Annotated in this window: 13 protein-coding genes and 1 pseudogene; 4 read left to right on the top strand and 10 right to left on the bottom strand. The window is 46.2% G+C overall.

Features of this window, described 5'->3' with window-relative positions; translation table 11 throughout:
• The first annotated feature begins 149 nt into the window (after window positions 1-149).
• Window positions 150-1286 carry a radical SAM protein gene (locus O3C58_08640; protein ID MDA0691920.1) on the top strand — a complete coding sequence of 379 codons (1137 nt, stop codon included), beginning with the start codon at window positions 150-152 and terminating at the stop codon, window positions 1284-1286.
• A 23-nt stretch (window positions 1287-1309) separates the two neighbouring features.
• Here the strand turns inward: O3C58_08640 and O3C58_08635 are convergent, their stop codons facing one another.
• Window positions 1310-1849 carry a DUF2059 domain-containing protein gene (locus O3C58_08635; protein ID MDA0691919.1) on the bottom strand — a complete coding sequence of 180 codons (540 nt, stop codon included), beginning with the start codon at window positions 1847-1849 and terminating at the stop codon, window positions 1310-1312.
• 211 nt (window positions 1850-2060) lie between these two features.
• On the opposite strand from O3C58_08635, the gene O3C58_08630 reads away from it, so the two are divergent.
• Window positions 2061-2864, top strand: a complete 804-nt coding sequence (locus O3C58_08630) for a hypothetical protein (protein ID MDA0691918.1) — start codon at window positions 2061-2063, stop codon at window positions 2862-2864.
• A gap of 430 nt (window positions 2865-3294) precedes the next feature.
• Here O3C58_08630 and O3C58_08625 read toward each other — a convergent pair whose 3' ends face one another.
• The 7 genes and pseudogenes from O3C58_08625 to O3C58_08595 all read right to left on the bottom strand — a co-directional run bounded on the left by O3C58_08625 (window position 3295) and on the right by O3C58_08595 (window position 8019).
• On the bottom strand, window positions 3295-3726 hold the full coding sequence (locus O3C58_08625; GenBank protein MDA0691917.1) for a nuclear transport factor 2 family protein: 432 nt from the start codon (window positions 3724-3726) through the stop codon (window positions 3295-3297).
• A 389-nt stretch (window positions 3727-4115) separates the two neighbouring features.
• A complete protein-coding gene (locus tag O3C58_08620) occupies window positions 4116-4781 on the bottom strand; it encodes a class I SAM-dependent methyltransferase (GenBank protein MDA0691916.1) in 666 nt (221 codons plus the stop codon).
• 9 nt (window positions 4782-4790) lie between these two features.
• Window positions 4791-5606 carry a class I SAM-dependent methyltransferase gene (locus tag O3C58_08615; protein ID MDA0691915.1) on the bottom strand — a complete coding sequence of 272 codons (816 nt, stop codon included), beginning with the start codon at window positions 5604-5606 and terminating at the stop codon, window positions 4791-4793.
• Window positions 5607-5614: 8 nt separating this feature from the next.
• Window positions 5615-5800, bottom strand: a complete 186-nt coding sequence (locus O3C58_08610; GenBank protein ID MDA0691914.1) for a CPXCG motif-containing cysteine-rich protein — start codon at window positions 5798-5800, stop codon at window positions 5615-5617.
• 53 nt (window positions 5801-5853) lie between these two features.
• Window positions 5854-6348, bottom strand: a pseudogene (locus tag O3C58_08605) (glutamate synthase-related protein).
• Between the two features lie 38 nt (window positions 6349-6386).
• Window positions 6387-6830, bottom strand: coding sequence for a DUF1499 domain-containing protein (locus O3C58_08600; protein MDA0691913.1), 444 nt, complete (start codon window positions 6828-6830; stop codon window positions 6387-6389).
• A gap of 211 nt (window positions 6831-7041) precedes the next feature.
• Window positions 7042-8019: a diguanylate cyclase gene (locus O3C58_08595; protein ID MDA0691912.1), complete on the bottom strand. Its 978-nt coding sequence runs from the start codon at window positions 8017-8019 to the stop codon at window positions 7042-7044.
• Between the two features lie 326 nt (window positions 8020-8345).
• Between O3C58_08595 and O3C58_08590 the strand changes: the two genes are divergently transcribed.
• Complete coding sequence (locus O3C58_08590) at window positions 8346-9038, top strand: hypothetical protein (GenBank protein ID MDA0691911.1); 693 nt, start codon at window positions 8346-8348, stop codon at window positions 9036-9038.
• A gap of 554 nt (window positions 9039-9592) precedes the next feature.
• Here O3C58_08590 and O3C58_08585 read toward each other — a convergent pair.
• Window positions 9593-10012: a hypothetical protein gene (locus O3C58_08585; GenBank protein ID MDA0691910.1), complete on the bottom strand. Its 420-nt coding sequence runs from the start codon at window positions 10010-10012 to the stop codon at window positions 9593-9595.
• A 368-nt stretch (window positions 10013-10380) separates the two neighbouring features.
• Window positions 10381-10710 (bottom strand): tetratricopeptide repeat protein, encoded by a 330-nt coding sequence (locus tag O3C58_08580; GenBank protein MDA0691909.1) that lies wholly within the window; start codon window positions 10708-10710, stop codon window positions 10381-10383.
• Between the two features lie 720 nt (window positions 10711-11430).
• Between O3C58_08580 and O3C58_08575 the strand changes: the two genes are divergently transcribed.
• Entirely contained in the window at window positions 11431-11649 is a 219-nt protein-coding gene (locus O3C58_08575) for a hypothetical protein (GenBank protein ID MDA0691908.1), read from the top strand.
• The last annotated feature ends 49 nt before the right edge of the window (window positions 11650-11698 follow it).

Raw genomic sequence — 11698 nt, 5'->3', positions numbered from 1 at the left:
CCACTGATTTAAGTAAATTTTGCACACGAGTCTATTTTCTGTGAAAACTAATTTTTAGAGATGCCCATTAAATATGCCGCTAATCAACTCAAGGCAAAACTCCGATAAGGATAATGCTGTCCTTTTACCGACTGTCATTTAGCGATGTTATGGAACTATTAGAAAAGCCAAAAACCGTTTCAGCGGATAGAAAAAAAGTTGCCGCAAGCAACCGCATCAAAGGCTGGGTTAAAAAGATTCCGTTTTTTCAGGAAATGGATTATCTGCGCCGCAAGATTTACGATTCCCCGCTATTCGATTTTGCCGTGAAGGATCTGGCGGCGATACTTGCGGTCTGGCCGCCGGCGCTTTTATTGGATGTGACAAATCGCTGTAACGCCAAATGCGTCTGGTGCCCCAATCCGGATCTGACCGATCTTGGCGCCATGAAGATGGACCTGTACCGCAAAATCATAGACGACTATGCCGTCCGTGGCGGGGTGGTTCATTTTGGCACGTTTGGTGAGCCGTTGATGGACAAGACCATCCAGGAGAAAATCGAATACCTGCAGAAATTCCCGACCATCCAAAGGGTGGAAGTTCTGACCAATGCCTTTTTTATGAATGAAAAAATCGTTCCCACTCTTCTGAAGCATTCGGTGTCGGTCGATATCAGTCTCGACGAATTGGATAAGGAAACGTTTGAAGATGTGAAGAAGATGAGCTACGACGTGGTGCGGAAAAACATCATCGACCTGCTCGAAGCCAATGATAGTTTGGAAAACCCGGTTCCTGTCAATTTCCGCATCAAGACTTTAAAGACGATGGAGGAAACTCTCGACCACGAGTTTTTCAGAATCATCCAGAGTCACAATTGCTCCATCGCGTTGACGCCCATCAACGACAATATTATTTCCAACTGGGCGGGTCGTTTCGATAAAGACGGGTTTCTGGACAGCTATGGCATCGAGTCGAATGTCGGCACCCGCTTCACTCACAAACGCTTCAACCTGACGAACAAGGCCCCGTGCACGCAGTTGTGGAAATGGATGGTGGTTTACTGGGATGGCAGTGTGGTGTTGTGCTGTGCGGATATGTTCGCGGGAACGCCCGTCGGCAATTTGGTGGAAGACAGTATCGCGGAGGTCTGGGGCGGCACGGTGATGACCGACCTCAGGAAAAAAATGATCGCCCGTGAGCGGTTTGATATTCCTATTTGTCAAAACTGCGATATTCATTTGAGCTGGCAACATTTGAAAAACGATTACGACGCCAGCGGCCAGCCCCACCCCGGAAAGTTTCTTTAGCCCCCTACTTCCTGAACTGCAACTTATTTTGAATTTTTGGTGGGGGCCGAGTTGAGTTTTTCCAGTTCGTGTTTTGCAACCATTTGATCTATCTGTTTTTTGAAGTTTTCCGACTGCGTGGTTTCATGCAACCATTTTTGTCCCGCAACTCCTGCCTCCCGGCTGATAAGAGGCATTTTTTCTCGCCACTCTTTCCAAAACGGAGTTTCAAACATTTCATTCAGTTTGACGATCACCTCATTGGTCATGTGTTTATCGTAAACGGGAACGACCTGTTCGATCAGAGCTTCCATGTCCTTTTCGCCAACCAGGTTGTTGAATTCGGTCCAGAAGGCATCGGGCACTTGCGGGTAGGCGGCTGAGATCATCTGCGAATAGGAGTTCAGCACACCTTCTTTCATATAAGATAACTGCTCCTGAATCCCGGAAACCACGAGAAGTTTTTTAATGTTTTTGATTTTTTCAGGGTTCGTCTCCGCACCTGCCGGACTCGTTAACAGGGTGCTCAGAACCAGAACTGTCAAAATTTTTTTTACTGCTTTTAAAACTGTTGAACGCTGCATTGTTCACCCCATCGAATAAAATGAAAGATTGACGGCCTCTTGAAAACCATCCCGATGCTACGACAGTTTTGTTCAAAGGAAAACAGAGAAGGTCAGAATAGTTTTTCCAGAGAAGGGATATTTATCTGAATGAATTGTATGTTAATCTGGGGTCCGCAATTTTAGAAGTGGTTTGTTGAAGATTTCCAAAAAATTAAATTAAGGATGCTTTATGAAACGTTCAATTTGGGTCACGCTCGCCATGGTCGTGGTTCTTACAGGTTTTATGGTTGTTTTCCTGCTTTTTTCCATGGATTTGCTGGTGACCATGGCCATTGAAAAATATGGCTCCGAAGCGCTCGATGCAAAGGTGACCCTGGACGAAACGAAAATCTCCGCGACTTCCGGTAAGGGAACCTTGAAGGGATTGGAGGTGGGAAATCCCAAAGGTTTTGAAACGGACACGGCGTTTAAGTTGGGAGAAATCAGCCTGCAACTGGATGTGGGGAGCATCACCAAAGATACGGTAATCATAAAGGAAATTATTATTTCGGCCCCCGAGATCACCTATGAGATGGGGACGGATGGCAGCAACCTTGATGCTTTGCAGAGAAATGCCGCTGGTCAAACAGGTGGAGGCCAGGGAAAAGGCTCCGATGCGGGCCGTCCGGTAAAATCTAAGAAGAGTGGAAAAAAACTCATCATAGATAATCTCATCATTCTTGATGGCAAGATCAATGTCAGTGCGGTGGGATTGCAAGGACAGAAGATGAGTGTCAAGCTTCCAAAAGTTCAACTGGCAGGTATTGGCCGCGATAAAGGCGGAGCGACTCCCGGTGAGGTGATTAAAAAGTTGATCGATGCGATCAATATCGCGGCAGGGGGTGCGGTCAAAACCCTTGATCTGGGCAAAGTGCTCGACAACGTGGAGGGGGTCGCCGAGGTGAAGGAAATTCTGGGAAAAGGCGGTGCCGAACTGGTTGAGAAAAACGCAGGCGCGATCGGAGATGCCGTAAAGGGTTTACTGGGAAAGTAGATTTTTTTTATCAAAAACCAGCGTCAAAGTTTTTTGACATTTGAACATTTTTGTTTCATTCTGTTAAAGTCAGTATCGCATTTTGGGGACCAGGGGAGCCTTGAGTGCGGAATGTGCATTCCCCTGATAAAAGGAGGTGATCCCTTGTCTAACCACAGTATAAGGGGAGCTTCCGTAGTCATTGGCTAAGTGCCAGTGACCGGAAGCTCCTGGAAGTAGTTGGCCCTGCTCAAATGAGCAGGGCCTTTTTTTTGTACAATTTATTTGTGATTGAATCAAAAGAATTCCTCGTAGCTCTGCTACGGGGTTTCCTTTCACATTCCCCTCCTTTGCAAGGAGGGGTTAGGGGAGGTTATAAAAAAACTACTTTTAAATACCCCGCCCCTTGGGGCGGGGATCATTTATTAAGGTAAGAAATTAATCTTTGGATTTATTGGGGAGTGGGACCGTCTTGTGCAGAGTCCGAAAAGGGAAGTGAAAAATGGGTTTGGACAAACAGCCATTGGCCAGTGCGGTGAGTTAATACGCCCGTGAATCGAAGGAACACTTGCATGGGACTTCCCTGGGTGTCGAAATAGACGTGCGTGTCTGCCGCAATCCAACACACCGACTCCTGTTGCGATACCGAGACATTTTTAAACTCCACGGTCAGTTGATCTGACTGACAAAAATCGCGTTCAAACTGGATTTTGATTTCTGCGAGACCCGATCGTTTTTCATCTTCTCCCGTTCCAATGACCAGGACGTTGGGATCAGGATCGAAAAGACTCAGTAAAATATCGATATCCTTATTTCCGTAACCTTCGCGGAATTTGTTCAGGACCGATTGAATTTCGGTCACCGTTTGCTGGGCGGCCTGCATATGGCCCCTCCGGGTTTGGGAGAAATTTAAAAACTCTGTTGGTCTTTTTGGTGATTGCTTATAACTTACTCAATTCGGGCTAAAAAATCAAATGTGCAGATGGGTGAATGGAATAAACTTTGCGGAGGTGCTCAATCCTCACCGACCCTCTGGGCGCAGGCCGAGAGATGGCAATCGATATTTACCCTTGAGATACAACGAGATGGGGAGCTGTTTGCGGTGGAGTTTCCATGAGTCAGGCAAGAGATGCTCTGTGCCGGAGGTAAATGGCAAAGAGCAGAACGGCCAGGGATAAAATCCATAGGATGATGTAAATCGTCATGGATTGGCGGGCTTTCTGTTTTTCAAGGCTGGCAGGTAACTGCTATCGGCCAGAATTTTGATGATTTTCATGGGGTCCTTTTCAAGACGAACACTTTGTCGCCAATGATATCGATGTCATAGTTTTCCATATCGGCCATTTTGGAGAGAACGTGATTGCAAAAGAAGCTGACATGGGTGGGGTCGTCTTTGTACCACCAGTTTCTAAAATGATTGGCTGCGTCGGGTCGGTCGATGAATTCGTTGGTGAGCAGGGTTGAGAAAATGACGTTGCCATCTGGAGACAACACGTTTTCAATTTCATGAATTTCCTTCCACGGGTCCTGAAGGTGTTCCAGAACTTCGACTACGATCACCACGTCAAATTGTGCCGGATAATTCTGTTCCTTAAGGTATCCGTGGATCATGGGTTCCAGCGGGGTGATGTCATAACCTCTTTTAAGAAATTCGCGGGTCATTTCACCCGACCCGGAACCAAAGTCCAAAATATTTTTTGGCGTTCGATAATTAGTTATCAGTTGTACCAATACATCGACCTGACCTTTCCAGAAATCAGGATGGGTGGTTTGCCATTGAGTTTTGTAATGGTTTTCTTCATCTTTTTTGTCAGGAAAGTCTTCTGAAAAGATCAACCGGCATTCCGGGCATTTATAAAATGTTCGAGTGTCCTGAAAAAACAGGATGGAAGGGGAATCACAAATCCGGCAGAATTTCTCATTTTGTCGAATGGTCATGCCCGGTTATTATTCGCTCGGGCGCCACGCGGACAGGGCGCAACGCTGGGCCAGCAGGGGGGTGAAACTTGGCAGGTCATCGGCAACGAGATTCATCACTTCGTTGGCCAGCGCCTGATCTTCGAAACATTCGTAAGCGTCTTCCAGAAATCCGCCGCGCAGCAGGGGATGATTGAGGAACGCCTGCCCCGGAGCGGATTTGATTTCCAAAGGCCATTCGGTCACTTCGATGCGTTCCATTGCAAGCTCCTGCAGCCATTCTCGCGCCTGTTCGGACGAAGGCCGTTCGGCGATGTATTCGGCCAAGGAGGCTTGCTCTTTTTTCAGTCCGCGGGAGGCCATCTCCCGGTTCACCCGCTCCCATATCGAGTCGAAGGTGCCGAGGCAGGGGAAGGTCAACACGATCTGTCCACCGGGTTTCAAAAACTCGATCAATTGTTGCAGGGCGTTGAACCGCTGCGGACGAAAAAACATGAAACAAATGTTGCCGGTGATGCGATCGAATTTTTCAAGATCGGCGGGCAGAGCCCGCATGTCCGCCTGTTCAAAACGCAGCCAGGGAAGATGGTTCTGCTGAGTTGTGCGACAGCGAAGCACCTGGCCGGGATGCATGTCCACTCCCAGTACCTGGCCTGTGGGGCCGACCTGCTCGGCGATGTGAAACGCTGGAACCCCGTGACCGGACGCGACATCCAGAACCGATGCGCCGGAAAACAGATCCAAATGATGCATCAATATTTCGGCGAACGGTGTGGACCAGTAATCACTTTTTGGTAACGGCCAGGCCTGTTTCTCTGGTGGAACCAATTTTTTATCGATATTCATGTTATTTTTTATTCCGTTCGCTGCGCCCAGAATTCTGTGATCTCTCCGTTCTGCACGCGGTAGTGGATTTCAATGGGCCGACAGCAGACTTCGCAGTCTTCCGTATACGTTTGCCCGTTCACCGACAGGTCCAAAACCATTGAAATGGGTTCGCCGCAATAAGGGCAGTTGAAAAATTTTTCGGTCTCTTGCATGACAATTTAAATTATCACATTCAAGCGCTTGAAAGGACTTCTATATGAACTTTTTATTTGCCTCCCACTCCGGCATATGGGACTCCCGACAAATCGGCCATATCTTTTTTCCAGGTGGCTAAATCATTGAGACTCAATTGATCCAAACTTGTGTGACCGCAGGCGCGGCAAAGAATTTTCATCATCTCAATAGAGGCATCGAAAAATCGGGCGAGCCTTTCTGCAGATTCATCGATGATCAGGCGGTCACGCAAATCTTTTTTCTGAGTGGCGATGCCCACAGGGCAATTATTAGTGTGGCAGGCACGCATCCCCAGGCATCCGATGGCCTGAAGCGCCGAGTTGGACACGGCCACCGCATCGGCCCCCAGAGCCAGGGCCTTAAAGAAATCGTCTGCCGTCCGCAACCCGCCGGTGATCACTAAGGAGATTTCCTTTCGCCCCAATTGGTCCAGATGCCTTCTGGCCCGGGCCAAGGCTGGAATCGTGGGCACGGAAATGTTATCACGAAAAATTAGCGGCGCCGCTCCCGTTCCTCCTCCGCCTCTCCTAAATATTGAAATCAGGTTCAGATTATTTGGGTTGTTTATGATTCTGCAGATGAAAACCGTAAACGAATCGCTTCCATGCGCTTGCGGTTGACCCCAAGGTCGGAATGCCCGATACGGGAAGCCGAGCGGAAGTGAATCTTTCCTTCCTCCACGTCAAAATAAAATTCCACGTCATCCACAAAGCGCAGGACTCTCGATGTGAACTCGACATGGAAATAATCGTCCCTTTCCACAACGATCCGGGTGCGGGGCAGGGAATTGATTATCTTTAGTAGTCGCTTTTGGGCGATTTTCCTATCAGAACTATATGCAATCGAGGCGATGGCGTGGGTTTCATCCTTTGCCTGAGTCGAAACGCAATTTGGGGACTCGGGACAAGGAGCAAATTGACCGAGATTCGCTGGTACGCTCCCCGCGCAACCTGAAACCGCAAGCCCACAGGCCAGGCAGAAATATAAGATCAATTTCTTTCCCGGCATGCGCTCCTCTTGATTATTCGGGTCGAAGTCCATGCAAAGGAGTTTAAACGATTTTTTACTGCCTGGAAAATTTTTGCAGGTGACTTTGAGTTGCTCTGGAAAAATGAACGCATGGGGAGGAGGAAAATTTGATTTTTAATTCTACACCATCTATGAACGGGGAAAGAGAGAATGGAAAACTAGAGGATTTCTTGAGGATGCTGGTGTAGGGTTAAAGTAAACATTCATCCGCTTCCTGAATGCAATCTTCAATCGTCATGGTTTCACCATCGTAGGCGCCGATTCTAAAACTCATGGTGATGTGGATGGCTTGGTTAGAGTGGGAAAACTCCCTCGCTTCAACTTTTTTGCAAAGTTTTTCAATCAGAATTGTGCCCCCATCCAATTCGGTATCCGGTAAAAGGAGAAGAAATCGCTCCTTGCCCCAATAACTGACCACGTCTTGTTTTCGGGAATTAAGGTCGAGGAATTTGCCCACCTGAACCAGGATGTTATTTGCTGTTTTAGCATCATAGGACTTATGGATGACCGAAAAATCGTCTATGTCCGCCATGATCAGGGAAAAGGGTTTTCTGTTGCGTTCGAACCGGCACTTTTCATAGCGCAGTTTATCCAGCATATTGGTGCGATTGGGCAAGCCGGTAAGAGGATCGATGCCTGAAGAAGATTCCAGTTTTTCTTTCAATAATTGTATTTCGGAGATCAACTCCGCTTTTTTCTTTTTATACCAATTGGGGCTGGATGATTGGTTCTCCGGTTTTATCTTCAGATTATTTGACACCGTCTTCATCGAATCCTTTCCTTCGATACAATTTAAAATAGCTTTTTTAAGAGAAACTGGAGTCAAATTACCTTTGACGAGATAATCGCTGGCTCCTTCCTTCATCGCCAAAACAGCGACTGTTTCGTCGCCCTGGCCGGTCAGCATGATGACCGGGGTGGTGACAGATATTTTTTTCAGTTGGAGTAAAAATTCCAGGCCGTCTGTGTCGGGCAAAATGTAATCCAGTAAAATGCAGTCGGGGTTTTCTGTCCTGCATAAATCCAATCCCTGTTCTCCAGTATTTGCCTCCAGGAGGGTCCATCCTATGCTGCTCATCTGATTCAATATTTGCTTATATGCGAAGCGGATATGAGGGCTGTCGTCCACGATCAGTAATTTAATATGATGGTTTCTTTCAATATCCATATGCCGTTCCTTCAATGGCTGATTTTATTTAGAATGATATAAGACGGAGTTATTTTGTATTAGAACAAACAATAAATGTAAATTGATACCCTTTAAGGTTAGCGCAGAGGTGAAATAAAATCAAATAAATTAGTATGTTATGAGGTGTTTGATGTTTGAGCGGCGTTTTATTGGGATACTTTGTTTAACTGAGGGATTGTGATTATTTCGACTGCTGGTATGATTCTGTAATAGAACTTGCTATTTTTTCAATCTGAACTCCAAGCTTCATGAAACCTTTTTTTTTCACTTGCGGTTGTATGTGGAGGAGACGATCAGCAGCTTTCTTGGTCAGGGCCGGGATTCTGCTTTTTTTTCTGCTCGCGACGCAAAGCTGTGCCACTCATAAGATTGCCGAGGGTCGTTTTGCGCATGAAGCCAAAGGTTATGCGTTTATTTTGCCGACAGCCGACTGGACTATCGATAAGGACGCCTGGGTCTATGAACGAGAATTTGGTTATGTGGTTGTCAAGGAACGCGAGTCCAGATACGTTTTGCGCAACAACCAAAAAAACTCACTAGATGATATTGAGATTCGACCCCGGCTACCCAAAACGCATGAGAAGTTGATTTTGGCCATGGATATCGGTTTTCAGCATAAGACCCGGCCCATGCAGCTCCTGGTCGGAACGATTTTGGAAGGGAATTTGATAAAGTTCCTGAAAGGGGGCTTTATAAAAACAGACAGCGATTTGCCTGAAAACCTCATCGCAGGTTATTTGCAACACCTTCAATTTTTCTATTCTTCACAGCAACCGGCTTTAATCACCTCCAGAAAACTTCCTCATGCTGGGCTGACCCATCGGCTGGAGTGGGATGATGGGCAGAACATTCGGGTATTGTACGGAATCGCGCTTACCAGGGAGTATTTGTTTGTTGTTCTCAGGGCGGATACGACAATCTCGAAATCGGATTTGAAAGTGGGTTTGCAGGATTTGGACCGGTTGGTGGAAGCCTGTGTGCGGTTGCAGGGAAATTGATCCGCCGGGTGGGGAAAATCGTCCTGTCGGGAGCCGGGTGGTGGGTCAAATGAGTTTCTGGGGTTGATTCTATCCGCTAACGCTGCCGCCGGGCGGATGCAATCCCCCTGGAGCAATTATTAGGGATTTTTGTAAACAAAATGTTACTATGTGTTCCGGTTTTATCAATGGCCCCTCAGGGCCTTATAAAAATGGCTGGTCTTTCCAGCTGAAGGTGATGTTCTATTGGGTTTGGGAAAGTGTCTATGAAAAAAAATCTTTTTAGAGAAGTTGTCAAGCTGGGCGTCCTTTTTATCTCGATCGCCGTCGCGTTAGGTTTTTTTGCAAGTATTGGTATTTGGGCCGCTGTTTCTTTTTTGAAATTTTTTGGCATAGAGACTTTATAGTTTCAAGGGCCCGGATGATGGGTTCTTGCTAAAAAGCCCTTTTAAATCCCGCAAGTGGGTTTTGTTCCCCGTGGCTTTCACGCCTGTTAAATGAAAACCCCTCATCTGCTTGCGGCGAAGCCGTTCATGAAGGGTACGTTTTCCCCTCCTAAATTGTCCACCCGTCGATCAGTTACGTTCCACGTCAATATGTGAAAAATTTTTCCCTTCAAGCAACTCTTTTTCCTTCTGTTCAATAATCCATCGCGCCGCAAAAATATTTCCGCCAATTTCCCTGAGAGTGGAGCAGGGAAACCAGAAGTTTTCGGTCAAGCCATTGGTCAGTCTTACGGCAAGCAGTCGGGCTCGTTGGGTGCGTTTCAGGATCACCGCGTCTCTTAAGCACATAAACCTTGCGCCCTGGCGCGGCCCGAATGGCGGCGGCTGGGATTTTTGGATAACTTCGTTCCACGATTCCCCATGGTTTTTTAAATAACGGGCCGCAGATTTGGCGGCGGCTAAAACCTCCCCGTCCATGGGACTGTCCAGAAGGTTCAAAATCTTTATCAGCTTGTTTTCGTTGAATTTTTTATTGGCTCGAATAGGCATAAAAATCCCTGAGTGAAAACCGTAAACCATTTACCCGTACTGGCCAGAATCGGACAGGGGCTTCGAGGTTCCCAGGCTCCTTAATGCCGATTCCTCATAGCTTTATTATGGTTCTATTGCAGGAATGGGTCCACAAAAAATAAATTAAAAAAAATTAATAACCAATATGCCTGGAGGAGAGGGTTTGCTTCAGTTGGAACCCGTTGTGGCAATGGCAAATAATAAAGGGAGGATTTAATTAAAAGCCATAAAGGTCATGCTTGTAAAAAACTGTGAGCATATTTTGCAATCATCTGGGATGGGCGCCAAATTCTCAATAGAGACATCGGTCGCCGTTTGGCGCGGCCAGGATTTTGTCCCATAAATAATTAACAGGCGACCGGCTCTGTGGAATGCTCCTTTTGGATTTTATGGGCGCGCTTGTAAAGGAACTCAGATCTGTTGAAATCGCTCATCTCTTCATACAGCCCCGCCAGTCGATTGAGGGAATCTGCCACGGTCGGATGTTTCGGACCAAAAACGTCTTCCCGAATTTGTAAGGATCGAACAAAAAACAGCTCTGCTTTGGCGCAATTGCCTTTTGTATTGTAATGTCTGCCCAGGTAAGCGAGGTATTTGGCAACCAGAGGATGATGATGACCAAGAAAAATTTCAAGAAGCCTTAAAAGAGCCTTCCGAAAAAACAGTGACTTTTCCATAATAGGAGTCTCCCTGCAAATTAGTTAGAATAGCTGGCCTGTCTGATCTTGATTCGCATCAATGGGGGTGACTCCCATTAGCCTGAGTAAAAGCAATAGCCATGCCAAGAAAATTAAGTCTCAACTAAACAAAAGGTAGGGGAGATTTTGGGAAGAAAAGGGACCCTGAGGAGGATGGAATTATGATTTTAACCAGCTGATTTAGCCGAGAAAAGTCAACGGAGTAACAAAAAATGTCACTTTATTGGGGCTTTACGTTTGAGGGTTCTACAAAATTTTGGAAATCAGGACCGGTAATTTTCCCAGAACCTGTTGAAATTATAGTGAGTAAGTTTGCCCGGAAAGCTGTATTAATGGGCAAAAAAACTTATTCACAGCTATAAAAACAATGGTTTATATTTGCTTTGCAAAGCAAGGGAAACCGTTAAAAATTTAAGGTTTATCCTGAAGTAGGGGGTTTTTTGCCGCCTGAATGATGTTTCACCGTGATTTCTCCCCGTTTTTGCTTTTGGGGATAAGCTGTGGAAAAGTTTGCAAAAGGAAAATTATTTTATAAACCTTTATATTTCAATTAATATTCATTTGGCATAGAGGTTGCTTTTTGTTTTATGTAGGGGGGAGGTCTTTCCAAACTCCGTGGCCAAAAACGGGAGAGGTTTTGACCTGTTCTGATGATAACAAATGGTCAGCAGATAAATTTTGCAGGAGGAAGGGTCGTTTATGAGTGCGTCTTATGAAAAGTTTCAATGGAATTATAAAGTCCTGAAAGAGCCCATTCCCAGCTCTGAAAGTGAAATTATGGAGTTGGAGAAAAAACTGTCCGACTGGGGAAGCCGTTATTGGGAGGTGGTTTCAGTGAACCATATGCCCCATTCCCCCAATATGCTCATCTATCTGAAAAGCACCAAGTGGAGAACGGTTGTTTCAAAGGACTATTAACTCTCCTTCCGTCGTGGCGATGTGCTGTTTTGTAGCCACTGTCATCTTG

It is taken from the genome of Nitrospinota bacterium (assembly GCA_027619975.1).
Classification (GTDB): domain Bacteria; phylum Nitrospinota; class Nitrospinia; order Nitrospinales; family VA-1; genus JADFGI01.
The sequence above is the reverse complement of the archived record's forward strand: the minus strand, read 5'-3'. Positions and strand labels throughout refer to the sequence as shown.